The following is a 15,395-nucleotide window of genomic DNA, read 5'->3' as shown; positions in this document are numbered from 1 at the left end:
CGTGAAGCTGTTGAACGCTTCGCGAGCAGTCCCGCTCCCACAGAAGTCCTTGCAGCATTGGCGATCAGCTCAAACCGCGTTTGCTGTCATCCAGATCGCGGATGTATTTGAAGATTTTGCGCGTGGACGCCGGTGGTTTGTTATGGGCGTTCTCGTGCTGGGCCTGGCGGATCAGCCCGCGCAGGTGCTGTCGATCCGCGTCGGGGTATTCGCCGACGAAGGTCTCCAGGACCGCATCGGTGCCCGTGATCAGGCGGTCACGCCAGCGTTCCAGATTATGGAAGCGTTCGTTGTACTGGCGCGTCGAAGCGTCGAGCTGGTCGAGCAACTGCAGGATGGCGTCGGTGTCCTGGTCGCGCATCAGCTTGCCGATGAACTGGATGTGCCGTTTGCGGGCGATATTCGCCGTGTGCTTGGGCGCATCGGCCAGCGCCTTGCGCAGCGCATCGGTCAGCGGCAGCTTGTTCAGCGTGTCCGGCTTGAGGGTCGTCAGGCGCTCACCGAGATCCACCAGCGCATGCAGTTCACGCTTGACCTGAGTTTTGCTTTTTCCCTCGTCGAGGGAGTCGTCGTAAGAATCAACCATGGGGGCAGTCCGAAAATAATCGCCGCCATGATAACCAGTCGGGGGCCGCTTGTCCGGCCCGGTCGTAGATTGACCCGTGCCGAACACAGAATTTGAGTGGAGAGCACTATGAGCGCAGTCCAAAGCGTCGGTCCGCAGGCCTTGCCGGCACTGCAGGAGCAAGTCGAGCAGATCATCGCCGAAGCCAAGCGTCAGGGCGCCAGTGCCTGTGAAGTGGCGGTATCGCTGGAACAGGGGCTGTCGACGTCGGTGCGTCAGCGCGAAGTCGAAACCGTGGAGTTCAACCGCGACCAGGGTTTTGGTATCACCTTGTACGTTGGCCAGCGCAAGGGCTCGGCCAGTACCTCGGCCAGCGGCCCGGACGCCATTCGCGAAACCGTGGCGGCGGCCCTTGCGATCGCCAAGCATACGTCCGAAGACTCCGCGTCCGGGCTGGCCGATGCTGCCCTGATGGCCCGCGAGCAGCAAGACTTCGATCTGTACCATGCCTGGGATATCACCCCCGAGCAGGCCATCGAGCAGGCGCTGGCGTGCGAGGCGGCAGCCTTCGATACCGATCCACGCATCAAGAACGCCGACGGCACCACCCTCAATACTCATCAGGGCTGCCGCGTGTACGGCAACAGCCACGGCTTCGTCGGCGGTTACGCGTCCACCCGCCACAGCCTCAGCTGCGTGATGATCGCCGAGGCTGACGGGCAGATGCAGCGCGACTATTGGTACGACGTCAATCGCAAGGGCCCCTTGCTGGCCTCGGCGCAGAGCATCGGCCAGCGTGCCGCGCAACGAGCGGCCAGCCGTCTGGGCGCGCGGCCAGTGCCGACCTGCGAAGTACCCGTGCTGTTTTCCGCCGAGCTGGCGGGAGGGCTGTTCGGTAGCTTCCTGGGGGCTATTTCGGGCGGCAACCTGTACCGCAAATCGTCGTTCCTCGAAGGCACCCTGGGCCAGCGTCTGTTCCCGGAGTGGTTGACCCTCGACGAGCGGCCACACCTGCGCGGCGGTATGGCCAGCGCCTCCTTCGACGGTGATGGCCTGGCAACCTACGCCAAGCCGTTCGTCGAAAACGGCCATTTGGTGTCCTACGTGCTCGGTACCTATTCCGGGCGCAAGCTGGGCCTGCCAAGCACCGCCAACTCGGGCGGCGTGCACAATCTGTTCGTCACCCATGGGGTCGAGGACCAGGATGCGCTGATTCGGCGCATGGGCCGTGGCCTGTTGGTGACCGAGCTGATGGGCAGCGGCTTGAACATGGTCACCGGCGATTACTCCCGTGGCGCGGCGGGCTTCTGGGTCGAAAACGGCGAAATCCAGTTCCCCGTTCAGGAAATCACCATTGCCGGCAATATGAAGGACATGTTCCAGCAGATCGTGGCGATCGGCAGCGATCTGGAGACGCGCAGCAATATCCATACGGGCTCGGTTCTGATCGAGAAAATGATGGTGGCAGGTAGCTGATACAAAGCTGTCCCCCTGTGGGAACGGAAGGCGTGCACAACCGCGTTCACAGGTCATCATGCAGTTGTAGGTGAGAAGGGCGCCCCGTGGCAGACGGGGCGCCCTTTTTTTGCGCTTGCGTCGATTCTCAATATCAAATAATAATAAATATCATTATCGAGATTCGCAGGCGTATCGATGAGGGCTGCCTTTCCGGATACACCCTACCAAGACAACTGGCGTCGGCTGAGCCTGCGGATTCGTTGTGCTCTGGAGCCTGACGAGCCGCGCCTGATCGATCATTACCTGGCAGAGGGTCGTTATCTCGCCAGTTGCACGCCGACTTCACCCTGGACAGTCGCCGAAACCTCCTTGCGACTGCTCCTCGATACCGCGTGTGATCACGCGCTGCCCTGGCATTGGCGCAGCCTGTGCCTCGATCTGGCGTGGCGACCCCTGCGCGACCTGCGCGCCGCCGCCAGCAGCCTCGAACATCGCCGCCGCTGGCAGGGGTGGGCCGCGCAGCTGGCCGGCTGCCGCCTCACGCCGTCTCTTTCCTCAACTGAACTGCTGCAAGGATATTCCGATGAGTAATACCCGTATCGAGCGCGACAGCATGGGCGAACTGCACGTCCCCGAGCAGGCCTTGTATGGTGCCCAGACTCAGCGCGCGGTCAATAATTTCCCGATCAGCCATCAGCGCATGCCGACGCAGTTCATCCGTGCCCTGATCCTCGCCAAGGCCGCCGCCGCCCACGCCAATATCGAGCTGGAACAGATCAGCGCCGCGCAGGGCAAGGCCATCGTCGGCGCTTGCGAGCAATTACTGGCCGGGGATTTCATGCAGCACTTCCCTGTGGATATCTACCAGACCGGCTCCGGCACCAGTTCCAACATGAACGCCAACGAAGTCATCGCCACCTTGGCCACGCGGCTGCTGGGCGATACCGTCAACCCCAACGACCACGTCAACTGCGGCCAGAGCAGTAACGACATCATCCCCACCACCATTCACGTCAGCGCCTCTCTAGCCCTGCACGAACAGCTGCTGCCAGCCCTCGGCTATCTGGTCGACGTCACCGAGCGCAAGGCCGCCGAGGTGCATCAGTACATCAAGACCGGCCGCACCCATTTGATGGACGCCATGCCGGTCCGCATGAGCCAGGTCCTCAACGGCTGGGCCGCGCAACTCAAGGCCAATATCGTCCACCTGCAAGCGCAGCTGCCAGCCCTGCAATCCCTGGCCCAGGGCGGCACTGCTGTGGGCACGGGGATCAATGCGCATCCGGAATTCGCCTTGCGCTTCAGCAGCCACCTCAGCGCGCTGACCCGTGTGCAGTTCGTGCCGGGCAAGAACCTGTTCGCGCTCATCGGCTCTCAGGACACCGCCGTGGCGGTGTCGGGGCAGCTCAAGGGTACTGCGGTGTCGCTGATGAAAATCGCCAACGACCTGCGCTGGATGAACTCCGGGCCGCTGGCCGGCCTCGGCGAGATCGAGCTCGAAGGCTTGCAGCCTGGCTCTTCGATCATGCCCGGCAAGGTCAATCCGGTGATCCCGGAAGCCACCGCGATGGTCGCGGCACAGGTCATCGGCAACGACGCCACCATCACCGTGGCCGGACAGTCGGGGAATTTCGAGCTCAACGTGATGCTGCCGATCATCGCTCAAAACCTGCTGAGCAGCATCGAGTTGATGGCCAATAGCTCGCGGCTGCTGGCCGACAAGGCGATTGCCACTTTCCGCGTCAACGACGCCAAGCTCAAGGAGGCGTTGTCGCGCAACCCGATCCTGGTCACGGCGCTTAACCCGATCATCGGCTACCAGAAGGCCGCCGAGATCGCCAAGCTGGCCTACAAGCAGGGGCGTCCGATCATTGATGTCGCGCTGGAAAATACCGATCTGCAACGCAGCCAGCTGGAAGCCTTGCTGGATCCCGAAAAGCTGACGGCGGGCGGTATCTGACAGCGCTCGCGCCTGATCATCGCTACGCCTGGGAGACTCACCATGCAGCACTGGAAACGCACCATCGAACGGGCCAACGAGTGTTTCAACAAGGACGAGCTGGTCGACGCCCGCGAGCATTACCTGCAGGCGCTGGCCTGGGCACAAGTGCTCTTCGAACGATGGCCCGAGCCGGACGAGGCGGTGGCCGCGTGTGTGATCTCCCACCACAACCTGGCCGATCTGCATTTGCGCCTGAACCAGCCGGAGGAGAGTGCCGAGTACCTATGCGCCATTCATCAGCGGCTGTTGCAGGCGGCCCAGGATCCGCGGCTAAAACCTGAACTTCGTCAGGCGGCCCTGCGTCACAGTGGTAAGACCTACGCCGAATTGCTGGCCTTCATCGGCGAATACGGCGAATACCCCCGCACCTCACGCCTGCTCTACAGCGGCGTGCAATCTGTCGAAAGCGCTGCCGTCGGCGCTGCGACCCACCGATATGGAGTTCATTGACATGGCTTACACCTTGCCTGCATTGCCTTACGCTTACGATGCCCTGGAACCGCATCTCGATGCCAAGACCATGGAAATCCACCACACCAAGCACCATCAGACCTACATCACCAACATCAACGCAGCGATCGAAGGCACCGAATACGCCGAGTGGCCAGTCGAGAAGCTGGTGGGCGCGGTCAAGCAGCTGCCGGAAAAACTCCAGGGCGTGGTGACCAACCACGGTGGCGGCCACGCTAATCACTCGTTGTTCTGGACCGTCATGGCGCCTGATGCCGGTGGTACACCGACGGGGCCGGTGGCCAAGGCCATCGACGAGCAGCTGGGTGGTTTCGACGCCTTCAAGGACGCATTCACCAAGGCCGCCGTGTCGCGCTTCGGTAGCGGTTGGGCGTGGCTGAGCGTCACCCCGGAGAAAAAACTGGTGGTCGAAAGCAGCGGCAACCAGGACAGCCCGCTGATGCACGGCAATACGCCGATCCTCGGTTTGGACGTCTGGGAACACGCCTATTACCTGAAGTATCAGAACCGCCGCCCGGAATACATCTCGGCGTTTTACAGCGTGATCAACTGGGCCGAAGTCGAGCGCCGTTACCAGGCTGCCGTGGCCTGATCATCGCCTTTGTATGACTCTGCCCAAGGCCTTTTATGCGTTCTGATAGTCTGTCGATCAGCGGTGGGCGTATGTCTCGCCTGACTTTGGGTGCCCTGCTGTTGTTGATCGGCATGGCGGCGCTGGTGGGCACGGCATTGGCCTGGGTCGACCTTGATCCACCGATGATGCGGGCCCTCGAAGGCGGAGCGATCTGTGCCTTGGGTACGGCGCTGGGCGCTGTTCCGGTATTGGTGATTCGCAGTATGCCCGTGGCGATCGCCGATTGCCTGTTGGGTTTCGGCGCCGGTGTCATGCTGGCTGCAACGGCGTTCTCGCTGGTCATGCCCGGTATCGATGCAGCGCAAAGCATCGGTCTTGGGCGTTGGGGGGCGGGAGGCTTGATCAGCTTCGGCATCATGTTCGGGGCGTTTTGCCTGTTCTTGCTGGACCGCAAAGTGTCAGCTCCTGGGCCAGAGTTACTGGTGGGTGACCCAGCCCACCCGCACATCCCTGCGCGTATCTGGGTTTTCGTGATCGCCATCGTCGCTCACAATATTCCTGAAGGGATGGCCGTTGGTGTATCGGCGGGCGGTGCCATGCCGGACGCCAACAGCCTGGCCATGGGCATTGCACTGCAGGATGTGCCGGAAGGCTTGGTCATTGCGCTGGTGCTGGCCGGGGCGGGGATGTCGCGGTTCAAGGCGTTTCTGATTGGCGCCGCGTCCGGGCTGGTGGAGCCAGTGGCGGCGGTGCTCTGTGCCTGGTTGGTGCGTTTGGGGGAGGTTCTGCTGCCGCTCGGGCTTGCCTTCGCTGCGGGGGCCATGTTGTTGGTGGTGACCCAGGAAATCATCCCCGAATCCCGGGCCAACGGCCACCATCGACTGGCCAGCGCAGGCCTGTGCGTAGGGTTCTGCCTGATGATGCTGATGGATACCGCTTTGGGTTAGCGGGGAAGGGCGCAAATCAATCCTGTGTGGGCACGGTATTATTCGCCTTCGTCGAACTTGTCGTTTATCAGTTTCACCAATCCATCCAGAGCGTCCTGCTCCTGCTCACCCTCGGTGCTCAGGTGGATCTGTGTGCCTTTGCCGGCTGCCAGCATCATCACGGCCATGATGCTTTTACCATCGACCATGGTCTCAGGGGTGCGGCCGACACGGACCTGACAGGGAAAACGGCCGGCGACGCCGACGAACTTGGCGGCCGCGCGGGCATGCAAGCCAAGCTTGTTGATAATGGTGATTTCAAGAGCGGGCATCGCGGGGTGGGTCCTTTCAGCTGAGGTCGCGGTGGCGGACCTGGACATTCTTGAGGGCAGGTTGCAGCAGCTTGCCCAAGCGTTCGGTGAGATATACCGAACGATGGTGCCCGCCGGTGCAGCCGATGGCGATCGTCACGTAAGCACGGTTGCTGGCGGCAAAGCGCGGCAGCCATTTGAGCAGGTAGCCGGAGATGTCCTGGAACATCTCTTCGACATCCGGCTGAGCGGCCAGGTAGTCGGCCACCGGTTGATCCAGCCCCGATTGCTCGCGCAATTCGGGCTTCCAGTAGGGGTTGGGCAGGCAGCGCACGTCAAAGACCACGTCGGCGTCAACCGGCATTCCGCGTTTGAACCCGAAGGACTCGAACAGGAAAGCCGTGCCCGCTTCGGGTTTGTCCAGCAGCCGCAGTTTGATGATGTCGCGCAGCTGATAGAGGTTGAGGCTGGTGGTGTTGATCTTGAGGTCGGAGAGGTCTGCAATCGGCCCCAGCAGATCGCTTTCGACACGAATGGCTTCGGCGAGGGAGCGATTGGCGCTGCTCAGCGGGTGTCGCCGGCGAGTTTCGGAAAAGCGTTTGAGCAGTGTCTCTTCGTCGGCATCCAGATAAAGCACGTCGCACTGGATATGACGGCCGCGGACTTCATCGAGCAGCTCCGGGAAGCGGCTCAGATGGCTGGGCAGATTGCGGGCATCGATGGAGACGGCTACCAGTGGCTGGGCCAGTTCGGTATGGATCAGTGCGCGCTCCGCCAGCTCGGGCAGCAAGCCGGCCGGCAGATTATCGATGCAGTAGAAGCCGTTGTCTTCCAGTACATCCAGGGCTGTGCTCTTGCCGGAGCCGGAGCGACCGCTGACGATGATCAAACGCATGATTACTGACCGTTCTGGGCGTCCAACACGACTTGGTACAGGGCCTCGCTACTGCTGGCCTTGCGTAGGTTGTCACGAACTTCCTTTCGATCGAGCATGCTGGCGATCTGGCGGAGCAATTCGAGGTGTGCGTCGGTGGCAGCCTCGGGCACCAACAACACGAACAACAGATCCACCGGCTCGCCGTCGATTGCATCGAAATCTATGGCGTGTTGCAAATGGAGCAGGGCACTGATGGGCGCGTCACAACCCTTCAGGCGGCAATGGGGGATGGCGATACCGTTGCCAAAACCGGTCGAGCCGAGTTTTTCACGGGCAAGCAACGCTTCGTACACGGTCTGCTGAGGCAGCGCGGGCACCTGTTCAGCGATCAGATCGGCGATCTTTTCGATGGCGTTTTTTTTACTGCTCCCCAGCACGTTCACGAGGGAACGGCCAGGGGTCAGGATATTTTCAAGTCGGATCATGGGTTGGGGTATCAGCGAGCAGCAGCACCTTGAAGCTGGCTTAGCTGTTTTTCCTTATGCTTGAGCAATTGTCGGTCGAGCTTGTCGGTCAGCAGGTCGATGGCAGCGTACATGTCATCATGTTCGGCATTGGCAACGATATCCTTGGCGCCAGCGACGTGCAGGGTGGCTTCGATTTTCTGTTTCAGCTTCTCGACCTCCATGATCACCTGCACGTTGGTAATCTTGCCGACGTGCCGCTCAAGTTTGGCGAGTTTTTCGCCTACGTAGCTGCGCATGGGCTCGGTCACATCCAGTTGGTGTCCACTGATGTTGACTTGCATACCGCTTCTCCTTATTGCCAGTGCATAAAGAGACAGGCTGAAGGCCTGCCACTGGAACGCTGTGGCGCATCCAGGCGCTACATCAACCGCTTGCGTTCGCTGGAGGGAGCGATTCCCAAAGACTCGCGATACTTGGCGACGGTGCGACGTGCTACCTGGATGCCTTGTGCCTCCAGTAAACCAGCGATCTTGCTGTCGCTCAATGGCTTTTTCTGATTTTCCGCTGCGACCAGTTTCTTGATGATTGCCCGAATCGCCGTAGACGAGCATTCACCGCCTTCGGAGGTGCTGACATGGCTTGAAAAAAAGTATTTCAATTCATAGATGCCGCGGGGCGTGTGCATGTATTTCTGCGTGGTGACCCGTGAAATCGTCGATTCGTGCATGCCGACCGCTTCGGCGATATCGTGGAGGACCAGCGGCTTCATGGCCTCGTCGCCGTAGTCCAGGAAGCCGCGTTGGTGCTCGACGATCTGCGTGGCGACCTTCATCAGGGTCTCGTTGCGGCTCTGCAGGCTCTTGATGAACCAGCGGGCTTCCTGCAGCTGGTTACGCATGAAGGTATTGTCGGCGCTGGTATCGGCGCGGCGGACAAAGCCTGCGTACTGAGGGTTGACCCGCAGGCGCGGCACGCTTTCCTGGTTTAGCTCGACCAGCCAGCGCTCGTTGTCCTTGCGCACGATGACGTCAGGGACCACGTATTCGGGTTCGGAAGATTCGATCTGCGAGCCTGGGCGTGGGTTGAGGCTCTGGACCAGTTCGATGACCTGGCGCAGTTCGTCTTCCTTGAGCTTCATGCGGCGCATCAGCTGGCTGTAATCGCGGCTGCCGAGCATGTCGATGAAGTCAGTGACCAAGCGCTGCGCTTCCGCCAGCCAGCGAGTGCGCGGGGGCAACTGGCGCAATTGCAGTAGCAGGCATTCGCTGAGGTTGCGCGCGCCGATCCCGGACGGCTCGAATTGCTGGATGCGGTGGAGAACGGCTTCAACCTCGTCGAGCTCGATATCGAGCTCCGGGTCGAACGAGTCGCAGACTTCCTGCAAGGTCTCGTCCAGGTAGCCCTGGTTGTTGATGCAGTCGATCAGGGTCACGGCGATCAAACGATCGGTATCCGACATCGGCGCGAGGTTCAATTGCCAGAGCAAATGGCTCTGCAGGCTCTCGCCAGCCGAGGTACGGGTGGTGAAGTCCCACTCGTCATCGTCATTGCTGGGCAGGTTGCTGGCGCTGGTTTGGTAGATGTCTTCCCAGGCGGTATCGACCGGCAGCTCGTTGGGAATACGCTCTCCCCATTCGCCTTCTTCGAGGTTGTCGACGGTAGGGGCGCTGCTCTCGAACGTGGGCTCCTGGATGTCCGGCGTGGTTTTCTGCTCGATATTGTCCGCCAGCGGATCGCTGTTATCGAAGTCGTCACCTTCCTCCTGGCGTTCGAGCATAGGATTGGATTCCAGCGCTTCCTGGATTTCCTGTTGGAGATCCAGAGTCGATAGCTGGAGAAGGCGGATGGCCTGTTGCAACTGCGGTGTCATCGTCAGTTGCTGGCCCATTCTTAGGACGAGCGATGGTTTCATGGCTGGGGCTTAACACCTTATTCGCCGGCGCAGAGCGCCATCCACTACAAGGCGCCGAAGCGCCCGGCTTTATGTCGTAAGCAAATTATATGCCTGAAACCCGAGTGTTTGCCTAGAGCGTTTGTCCAATTTAAACCAAAAGGTTTGGAGGACCGCGGAAAACGCTCCGGGCGCGGGGACTTCTACAGGCGGAACTCGTGCCCGAGGTACACTTCCTTGACCAGCTCATTGGCCATGATAGCGGCTGCGTTGCCTTCGGCAATCAGTTGCCCATCGCTGACGATGTATGCGGTTTCGCAGATGTCCAGCGTCTCACGTACGTTGTGGTCGGTGATCAGAACGCCGATGCCCTTGGCCTTGAGGTGGTGGATGATCTGCTTGATGTCGCCGACCGAGATAGGGTCCACGCCCGCGAAGGGTTCGTCCAGCAGGATGAACTTGGGCGCCGTGGCCAGGGCCCGGGCAATCTCCACGCGGCGGCGTTCGCCGCCGGACAGACTCATGCCGAGGTTGTCACGGATGTGGGTAATGTGGAATTCCTGCAAGAGGCTTTCGAGTTCCTTGCGCCGGGCATCGCCGTCGAGCTCCTTGCGGGTCTCGAGGATGGCCATGATGTTGTCGGCGACCGAGAGCTTGCGAAAGATCGAAGCTTCCTGCGGCAGATAGCCGATACCGGACTTGGCGCGACCGTGCATGGGCTGGTGGCTGACGTCGAGGTCGTCGATCAGCACGCGCCCTTGGTCGGCCTGAACCAGGCCGACGATCATGTAGAAGCACGTGGTCTTGCCCGCGCCGTTGGGGCCCAGCAGGCCTACGATCTGTCCGCTGTCGATCGACAGGCTGACATCGCGCACGACTTGCCGGCCCTTGTAGGCCTTGGCCAGGTGTTGTGCTTTGAGGGTCGCCATTAATTGGCCTTCTGGTCGGCAGGCTTGTTCTTCGGCTGGATCACCATGTCGATACGAGGGCGCGGCGCAGTGATCTTGGAGCCATTGCCACGGCCAGCGTTGACCACCTGCTTGACGGTGTCGTAGACGATCTTCTCGCCTTCGGAGGTGTTGCCATCATTGATGACCTTGGCCTTGTCGATCAGCACGATACGGTTTTGCGGCGCAAAGTACTGGATGGTGACGCCCCAGGCCTGAACGATAGGCTTGTCGACCTGCGGCTTCTGCTCGTAATAGGCCAGGTTGCCGACGGCCGTGAACACGTCGACGTCACCGTTGGCGGCGCGAGTGATGGTCACCGTGTTGCCAGTGATCTTCAGCGTACCCTGAGTGATGATCACGTTGCCCTTGTAGGTCGCAACGCCTTGTTTGTCATCGATCTGCGCGTCATCGGACTGAATATGAATAGGCTGATCGCGGTCTGTCGGCAGAGCCCAGGCGCTCGCGCTTCCCAGTGCTGCGCTCAGGCTGAGCAAAAAAGGGAGGGTTTTAACGAGCCTCATACTGTCCTCTTACGTTGGATAGCAGGTTCATCCTGCTGTCGTTCAAGTACGCCTTCATCCCTGTCGCCGTGGTGACACTGCCGGCAGCTTCGATTCTAACGTTTTGCTCGGTTTGCGCATATTGCTTCTGCGGGAAGACAGTCATGCGCGGACCGGTGATGATAGTGGTGCGTTTCTTTTCGTCGGTACGGGCAACCCTGACGTTCTCGATCAGCTCGACCTGAGTGCCGTCCGGATTGACCTCGGCGCGTACGCTCTGGATGTGCCAGGGGAACTCGGTGCCACGGTACATGTAGACGTCGGGCGTGGTCACGTAGGTGATCTGGCTGACCTTCATATGCTCGACCTTGGCCCCGGTCATTTCATACTGGCGCTTGCCTTCGAGGTTGAACTGCACGGTGTGGGCGTTGGTCGCGTAATAGTCGATCTGGGTCGGATCGGCCTGTGCGGCGGCCTGCGGGTCCAGCAGCCGTTCGGGGCTGATATTCCAGTAACCCACGGCGACCAGCACGGCCGCCAAGGCACACATTAATAGAATGTTGCGAAACTTTTTGCTCGGCATATCTGACTCTACAGGTAGTCGGCGTAAGCCGCATCGAGGTTGCCCTGCGCTTGCAGGATCAACTCGCAGAACTCGCGGGCAGCGCCTTCACCGCCGCGCGCCTGGGTGACCCCATGGGCATGCTGGCGCACGAAAGGTGCAGCGTTGGGTACGGTCATGCCCAACCCAACGCGGCGAATGGCCGGCAGGTCGGGCAGGTCGTCGCCCAGATAGGCGACTTGTTCGTAACTCAGACCCAGTTCGGCCATCAATTGTTCGAGAACCACGCGCTTGTCTTCGCGCCCTTGTACTAGATGCGCTACGCCCAGCGCCTTGGCGCGGCGCTCGACCATGGGCGATTTGCGCCCGGTAATGATCGCGATGGTCACGCCCGAGGCGATCAGCATCTTGAACCCTTGGCCGTCGAGAGTGTTGAAGGCCTTCATCTCGCTGCCGTCTTCAAGAAAGTACAGGCGGCCATCGGTGAGGATGCCATCGACATCGAAAACCGCCAGTTTGACGGGCTTGCCGCGTTCTAGCAAATTCATGGTCATCAAATGACTCCGGCGCGCAGCAAATCGTGCATGTTCAGGGCGCCGACCGGGCGATTGTCGCCGTCGATCACGGTCAGGGCGCCTATTTTATGGTCTTCCATGATTTTCAGTGCTTCGGCGGCGAGCATCTCGGGGCGGGCGGTCTTGCCACGGGGGGTCATGACGTCGTCGATCAGCGCCGTGCGCAGGTCGATCTCGCGGTCCAGGGTGCGGCGCAGATCGCCGTCGGTGAAGATCCCCGCCAGGCGCCCGTCGCTCTCCAGAACCACCGTCATGCCCAGGCCTTTGCGGGTCATTTCCATCAGCGCCAGTTTCAGCGAAGTGCCGCGTTGAACCTGAGGCAGGTCGGCGCCGCCATGCATGACGTTCTCGACCTTTAACAGCAGGCGTCGGCCCAGTGCACCACCGGGATGGGAAAAGGCGAAATCCTCGGCGGTGAAGCCGCGCGCCTCGAGCAGGGCGATGGACAGGGCGTCGCCCATCACCAGCGCGGCCGTGGTCGAGGAGGTCGGGGCGAGGTTCAGCGGGCAGGCTTCCTGAGCCACGCGCACATCGAGATTGACCTCGGCAGTCTTGGCCAGCGTCGACTCGGGGTTGCCGGTAACGCTGATCAGCTTGATGCCCAGGCGTTTGATCAGCGGCAGCAGGGTGACGATCTCGGCGGTAGTGCCGGAGTTCGACAGGGCCAGGATTATGTCGTCGCGGGTGATCATGCCCATGTCGCCATGGCTGGCTTCGGCCGGGTGAACGAAAAACGCCGGCGTGCCGGTGCTGGCCAGGGTGGCTGCGATCTTTTTGCCGACATGCCCGGATTTGCCCATGCCCAGCACCACGACGCGGCCCTTGCTGCCCAGGATCATCTCGCAGGCGCGCACGAAATCGGCGTCGATATGGGCCAGCAGGCCCTCGACCGCTTCGATTTCATAGCGGATGGTGCGCTGGGCGGATTGGATCAGTTCGTTGGCCTGAGTCATGTCGAAAATCGGAATGCCTGATGAAAAGGCGGCGATTATAGCGGTAATACGTGAAACCCTCACGTGCGATCATAACTTTCATGCATTTGAAGAAACTCTGTTGCGTTTCGAGCTTTGGCCGTCTGTGTCTGCGGTGATATAGTTCGCCGCCTGTTCGGCCATCTCGGTCCTCGTATGGCACTTTTGCGTCCATGCGCACGAGCAAGAGGCTGCATCGAAAGGAGTTTCAATTGAGTGCCGATAACGCCTACGCGGTCGAATTGAAGGGCGTGTCCTTCAAGCGAGGATCGCGCAGCATTTTCAACAACGTCGATATTCGTATTCCCAAGGGCAAGGTAACCGGCATCATGGGGCCGTCCGGTTGCGGCAAGACTACCCTTCTCCGGTTGATGGGAGCGCAGCTGCGGCCTTCCGCCGGCGAGGTCTGGGTCAATGGCCAGAACCTGCCCAAACTCTCGCGCAGCGACCTGTTCGATGCCCGCAAGCACATGGGGGTACTGTTTCAGAGTGGCGCGTTGTTTACTGATCTGGATGTCTTCGAAAACGTCGCCTTTCCGCTGCGTGTGCACACCGAGCTGCCCGAAGAGATGATCCGCGACATCGTCCTGATGAAACTGCAGGCGGTGGGCTTGCGCGGTGCTGTCGAATTAATGCCTGACGAGCTGTCCGGCGGGATGAAGCGCCGTGTGGCGCTGGCCCGGGCGATCGCCATGGATCCGCAGATCCTCATGTACGACGAACCTTTCGTAGGGCAGGACCCGATCGCCATGGGCGTCCTGGTGCGTCTCATCCGTTTGCTCAACGATGCCCTGGGCATTACCAGCGTGGTGGTCTCCCATGACCTGGCCGAGACCGCCAGCATCGCCGACTACATCTATGTGGTCGGTGACGGTCAGGTGCTGGGGCAGGGGACGCCGGCAGAGCTCATGGGCTCCGATAACCCGCGCATTCGCCAATTCATGAAAGGGGACCCCGACGGTCCCGTGCCCTTCCACTTTCCGGCGCCGGCTCTCGACGCTGATTTCCTGGGGAAGCGCTGATGCGTCGCAAGACATTGACCGACCGCGTGGCCTTGTTCGGCCATTCCGCCATCGAGGCTGTGGCCATTCTTGGGCGTTCGACGCTCTTTCTGCTTCATGCTCTGTTCGGCCGCAGCACCAGTGGCGGCGGTTTTCAACTGCTGGTCAAGCAGCTGTATTCAGTCGGTGTGATGTCCTTGGCCATCGTCGTGGTGTCCGGGATGTTCATCGGCATGGTGCTGGCGCTGCAAGGTTTCAGCATCCTGAGCAAGTACGGGTCCGCGCAAGCCACGGGGCAGATGGTTGCCCTGACCCTGCTGCGCGAGCTGGGGCCGGTGGTCACGGCGCTGTTGTTCGCTGGCCGGGCCGGCTCGGCGTTGACCGCCGAGATCGGCAACATGAAGTCGACCGAGCAACTCTCGAGCCTTGAGATGATCGGCGTCGACCCGCTCAAGCACATTGCCGCGCCGCGCCTCTGGGCCGGTTTTGTCTCGTTGCCGGTGCTGGCGCTGATCTTCAGCGTGGTCGGTATCTGGGGTGGCTCGTGGGTCGCGATCGAATGGCTGGGTGTGTATTCCGGTTCGTTCTGGGCCAACATGCAAAACAGCGTGACCTTCAATACCGATGTTCTCAACGGCGTGATCAAAAGCGTTGTTTTCGCCTTTGTAGTGACCTGGATCGCCGTGTTCCAGGGGTATGACTGCGAGCCCACTTCCGAGGGGATCAGCCGTGCCACGACCAAGACCGTTGTCTACGCCTCGTTGGCCGTGCTCGGCCTGGATTTCATTCTGACCGCTTTGATGTTTGGAGATTTCTGATGCAAAACCGCACCCTTGAAGTCGGTGTCGGCCTGTTTTTACTGGCCGGGATCCTGGCTCTGCTCTTGTTGGCGTTGCGCGTCAGCGGTCTTGCAGCCACTCCGTCCGCCGACACCTATAAACTTTATGCTTATTTCGACAATATCGCCGGTTTGACGGTCAGAGCCAAGGTGAGCATGGCCGGTGTCACCATCGGCAAGGTCACGGCGATCGATCTGGATCGCGATAACTTCACTGGCCGAGTGACCATGCAAATTGACAAGAAGGTCGACAACCTGCCGATCGACTCCACCGCATCGATCCTGACGGCTGGCCTGCTGGGCGAGAAATACGTCGGTATCAGTGTGGGGGGCGACGACAAGCTGCTCGCCAACGGCGGCACGATCCACGATACCCAGTCCTCGTTGGTGCTGGAGGACCTGATCGGCAAATTCTTGCTCAATAGCGTGGGCAAAGACGCCAAAGACGCCAAATGA

General features: G+C 60.7%; 20 protein-coding genes. 9 read left to right on the top strand and 11 right to left on the bottom strand.

Annotated elements, in window-relative coordinates; genetic code table 11:
• Positions 1-64 precede the first annotated feature (64 nt).
• Positions 65-586 (bottom strand): ribosome biogenesis factor YjgA, encoded by a 522-nt coding sequence (yjgA, locus tag REH34_RS11160; protein ID WP_226502876.1) that lies wholly within the window; start codon positions 584-586, stop codon positions 65-67.
• Between the two features lie 108 nt (positions 587-694).
• Here yjgA and pmbA point away from each other — a divergent pair, with 108 nt between their 5' ends.
• From pmbA to REH34_RS11130, 6 genes are all read left to right on the top strand, one after another.
• Entirely contained in the window at positions 695-2,041 is a 1,347-nt protein-coding gene (pmbA, locus tag REH34_RS11155; protein WP_226502877.1) for a metalloprotease PmbA, read from the top strand.
• A 177-nt stretch (positions 2,042-2,218) separates the two neighbouring features.
• A complete protein-coding gene (locus REH34_RS11150) occupies positions 2,219-2,614 on the top strand; it encodes a FagA protein (RefSeq protein WP_311971659.1) in 396 nt (131 codons plus the stop codon).
• The gene (locus tag REH34_RS11145) at positions 2,607-3,983 is read left to right on the top strand and encodes a class II fumarate hydratase (protein WP_311971658.1); all 1,377 of its coding nucleotides are present in this window, start codon (positions 2,607-2,609) and stop codon (positions 3,981-3,983) included. Before REH34_RS11150 ends, REH34_RS11145 begins: the two co-directional genes overlap by 8 nt.
• Before the next feature lie 42 nt (positions 3,984-4,025).
• Positions 4,026-4,475 (top strand): hypothetical protein, encoded by a 450-nt coding sequence (locus REH34_RS11140; RefSeq protein ID WP_311971657.1) that lies wholly within the window; start codon positions 4,026-4,028, stop codon positions 4,473-4,475.
• Between the two features lies 1 nt (position 4,476).
• Positions 4,477-5,088, top strand: a complete 612-nt coding sequence (locus tag REH34_RS11135; protein ID WP_226502881.1) for a superoxide dismutase — start codon at positions 4,477-4,479, stop codon at positions 5,086-5,088.
• Between the two features lie 35 nt (positions 5,089-5,123).
• Positions 5,124-6,017, top strand: coding sequence for a ZIP family metal transporter (locus REH34_RS11130; protein WP_311971656.1), 894 nt, complete (start codon positions 5,124-5,126; stop codon positions 6,015-6,017).
• A gap of 38 nt (positions 6,018-6,055) precedes the next feature.
• Here REH34_RS11130 and REH34_RS11125 read toward each other — a convergent pair whose 3' ends face one another.
• From REH34_RS11125 to REH34_RS11080, 10 genes are all read right to left on the bottom strand, one after another.
• Positions 6,056-6,328, bottom strand: coding sequence for an HPr family phosphocarrier protein (locus REH34_RS11125; protein ID WP_226502883.1), 273 nt, complete (start codon positions 6,326-6,328; stop codon positions 6,056-6,058).
• A 16-nt stretch (positions 6,329-6,344) separates the two neighbouring features.
• Positions 6,345-7,202 (bottom strand): RNase adapter RapZ, encoded by an 858-nt coding sequence (gene rapZ / locus REH34_RS11120; RefSeq protein ID WP_226502884.1) that lies wholly within the window; start codon positions 7,200-7,202, stop codon positions 6,345-6,347.
• Between the two features lie 2 nt (positions 7,203-7,204).
• A complete protein-coding gene (gene ptsN / locus REH34_RS11115) occupies positions 7,205-7,669 on the bottom strand; it encodes a PTS IIA-like nitrogen regulatory protein PtsN (RefSeq protein WP_311971655.1) in 465 nt (154 codons plus the stop codon).
• Positions 7,670-7,680: 11 nt separating this feature from the next.
• Positions 7,681-7,992: a ribosome hibernation-promoting factor, HPF/YfiA family gene (gene hpf / locus REH34_RS11110; RefSeq protein ID WP_226502886.1), complete on the bottom strand. Its 312-nt coding sequence runs from the start codon at positions 7,990-7,992 to the stop codon at positions 7,681-7,683.
• Positions 7,993-8,069: 77 nt separating this feature from the next.
• On the bottom strand, positions 8,070-9,563 hold the full coding sequence (locus REH34_RS11105) for an RNA polymerase factor sigma-54 (RefSeq protein WP_226502887.1): 1,494 nt from the start codon (positions 9,561-9,563) through the stop codon (positions 8,070-8,072).
• Between the two features lie 182 nt (positions 9,564-9,745).
• Positions 9,746-10,471, bottom strand: a complete 726-nt coding sequence (gene lptB, locus REH34_RS11100; protein WP_226502888.1) for an LPS export ABC transporter ATP-binding protein — start codon at positions 10,469-10,471, stop codon at positions 9,746-9,748.
• Positions 10,471-11,013, bottom strand: a complete 543-nt coding sequence (gene lptA / locus REH34_RS11095; RefSeq protein ID WP_311971654.1) for a lipopolysaccharide transport periplasmic protein LptA — start codon at positions 11,011-11,013, stop codon at positions 10,471-10,473. Before lptA ends, lptB begins: the two co-directional genes overlap by 1 nt.
• Positions 11,000-11,575 carry an LPS export ABC transporter periplasmic protein LptC gene (gene lptC / locus REH34_RS11090; protein WP_226502890.1) on the bottom strand — a complete coding sequence of 192 codons (576 nt, stop codon included), beginning with the start codon at positions 11,573-11,575 and terminating at the stop codon, positions 11,000-11,002. The genes lptA and lptC overlap by 14 nt, the downstream gene beginning before the upstream one ends.
• An 8-nt stretch (positions 11,576-11,583) precedes the next feature.
• Positions 11,584-12,108, bottom strand: coding sequence for an HAD family hydrolase (locus REH34_RS11085; RefSeq protein ID WP_226502891.1), 525 nt, complete (start codon positions 12,106-12,108; stop codon positions 11,584-11,586).
• Positions 12,108-13,082 carry a KpsF/GutQ family sugar-phosphate isomerase gene (locus tag REH34_RS11080; protein ID WP_226502892.1) on the bottom strand — a complete coding sequence of 325 codons (975 nt, stop codon included), beginning with the start codon at positions 13,080-13,082 and terminating at the stop codon, positions 12,108-12,110. Before REH34_RS11080 ends, REH34_RS11085 begins: the two co-directional genes overlap by 1 nt.
• Positions 13,083-13,312: 230 nt before the next feature.
• On the opposite strand from REH34_RS11080, the gene REH34_RS11075 reads away from it, so the two are divergent.
• Genes REH34_RS11075 through mlaD form a run of 3 tightly spaced genes read left to right on the top strand, consistent with a single transcriptional unit; the run spans position 13,313 to position 15,395 of the window.
• Entirely contained in the window at positions 13,313-14,122 is an 810-nt protein-coding gene (locus REH34_RS11075) for an ABC transporter ATP-binding protein (RefSeq protein ID WP_226502893.1), read from the top strand.
• Entirely contained in the window at positions 14,122-14,919 is a 798-nt protein-coding gene (mlaE, locus tag REH34_RS11070; RefSeq protein ID WP_226502894.1) for a lipid asymmetry maintenance ABC transporter permease subunit MlaE, read from the top strand. The genes REH34_RS11075 and mlaE overlap by 1 nt, the downstream gene beginning before the upstream one ends.
• On the top strand, positions 14,919-15,395 hold the full coding sequence (mlaD, locus tag REH34_RS11065) for an outer membrane lipid asymmetry maintenance protein MlaD (RefSeq protein ID WP_226502895.1): 477 nt from the start codon (positions 14,919-14,921) through the stop codon (positions 15,393-15,395). The genes mlaE and mlaD overlap by 1 nt, the downstream gene beginning before the upstream one ends.

This window comes from Pseudomonas baltica (assembly GCF_031880315.1).
In the GTDB taxonomy this organism is placed as follows: domain Bacteria; phylum Pseudomonadota; class Gammaproteobacteria; order Pseudomonadales; family Pseudomonadaceae; genus Aquipseudomonas.
Note: the sequence above shows the minus strand (reverse complement) of the source record. Positions and strands in the feature narration are given on the sequence as shown.

Bases quoted from the DNA above. Each gene is read 5' to 3' on its own strand.
- yjgA (WP_226502876.1), bottom strand. From the start codon at position 586: ATGGTTGATTCTTACGACGACTCCCTCGACGAGGGAAAAAGCAAAACT.
- pmbA (WP_226502877.1), top strand. From the start codon at position 695: ATGAGCGCAGTCCAAAGCGTCGGTCCGCAGGCCTTGCCGGCACTGCAG.
- REH34_RS11150 (WP_311971659.1), top strand. From the start codon at position 2,219: ATGAGGGCTGCCTTTCCGGATACACCCTACCAAGACAACTGGCGTCGG.
- REH34_RS11145 (WP_311971658.1), top strand. From the start codon at position 2,607: ATGAGTAATACCCGTATCGAGCGCGACAGCATGGGCGAACTGCACGTC.
- REH34_RS11140 (WP_311971657.1), top strand. From the start codon at position 4,026: ATGCAGCACTGGAAACGCACCATCGAACGGGCCAACGAGTGTTTCAAC.
- REH34_RS11135 (WP_226502881.1), top strand. From the start codon at position 4,477: ATGGCTTACACCTTGCCTGCATTGCCTTACGCTTACGATGCCCTGGAA.
- REH34_RS11130 (WP_311971656.1), top strand. From the start codon at position 5,124: ATGCGTTCTGATAGTCTGTCGATCAGCGGTGGGCGTATGTCTCGCCTG.
- REH34_RS11125 (WP_226502883.1), bottom strand. From the start codon at position 6,328: ATGCCCGCTCTTGAAATCACCATTATCAACAAGCTTGGCTTGCATGCC.
- rapZ (WP_226502884.1), bottom strand. From the start codon at position 7,202: ATGCGTTTGATCATCGTCAGCGGTCGCTCCGGCTCCGGCAAGAGCACA.
- ptsN (WP_311971655.1), bottom strand. From the start codon at position 7,669: ATGATCCGACTTGAAAATATCCTGACCCCTGGCCGTTCCCTCGTGAAC.
- hpf (WP_226502886.1), bottom strand. From the start codon at position 7,992: ATGCAAGTCAACATCAGTGGACACCAACTGGATGTGACCGAGCCCATG.
- REH34_RS11105 (WP_226502887.1), bottom strand. From the start codon at position 9,563: ATGAAACCATCGCTCGTCCTAAGAATGGGCCAGCAACTGACGATGACA.
- lptB (WP_226502888.1), bottom strand. From the start codon at position 10,471: ATGGCGACCCTCAAAGCACAACACCTGGCCAAGGCCTACAAGGGCCGG.
- lptA (WP_311971654.1), bottom strand. From the start codon at position 11,013: ATGAGGCTCGTTAAAACCCTCCCTTTTTTGCTCAGCCTGAGCGCAGCA.
- lptC (WP_226502890.1), bottom strand. From the start codon at position 11,575: ATGCCGAGCAAAAAGTTTCGCAACATTCTATTAATGTGTGCCTTGGCG.
- REH34_RS11085 (WP_226502891.1), bottom strand. From the start codon at position 12,108: ATGACCATGAATTTGCTAGAACGCGGCAAGCCCGTCAAACTGGCGGTT.
- REH34_RS11080 (WP_226502892.1), bottom strand. From the start codon at position 13,082: ATGACTCAGGCCAACGAACTGATCCAATCCGCCCAGCGCACCATCCGC.
- mlaE (WP_226502894.1), top strand. From the start codon at position 14,122: ATGCGTCGCAAGACATTGACCGACCGCGTGGCCTTGTTCGGCCATTCC.
- mlaD (WP_226502895.1), top strand. From the start codon at position 14,919: ATGCAAAACCGCACCCTTGAAGTCGGTGTCGGCCTGTTTTTACTGGCC.